At 55.6% G+C, this 505-nt stretch carries 1 rRNA gene; it reads left to right on the top strand.

Annotated features, from left to right (window positions below):
* A 23S ribosomal RNA gene (locus BCAMP_RS11915) occupies positions 1 to 505 on the top strand; the annotation flags it as partial.

Genomic DNA, 505 nt, shown 5'->3' with positions numbered 1-505 from the left:
GTGTAAAGCACAAGGGAGCTTGACTGTGAGACCTACAAGTCGAACAGGGACGAAAGTCGGGCTTAGTGATCCGGTGGTTCCGCATGGAAGGGCCATCGCTCAACGGATAAAAGCTACCCCGGGGATAACAGGCTTATCTCCCCAAGAGTCCACATCGACGGGGAGGTTTGGCACCTCGATGTCGGCTCATCGCATCCTGGGGCTGTAGTCGGTCCCAAGGGTTGGGCTGTTCGCCCATTAAAGCGGTACGCGAGCTGGGTTCAGAACGTCGTGAGACAGTTCGGTCCCTATCCGTCGCGGGCGCAGGAAATTTGAGAGGAGCTGTCCTTAGTACGAGAGGACCGGGATGGACACACCGCTGGTGTACCAGTTGTTCCGCCAGGAGCATCGCTGGGTAGCTATGTGTGGAAGGGATAAACGCTGAAAGCATCTAAGCGTGAAGCCCCCCCTCGAGATGAGATTTCCCATCACTTTATGTGAGTAAGACCCTGAGAGACGATCAGTT

It is taken from the genome of Brochothrix campestris FSL F6-1037 (assembly GCF_000525915.1).
GTDB lineage: Bacteria > Bacillota > Bacilli > Lactobacillales > Listeriaceae > Brochothrix > Brochothrix campestris.
This window is presented reverse-complemented; position numbering and strand designations above follow the sequence as displayed.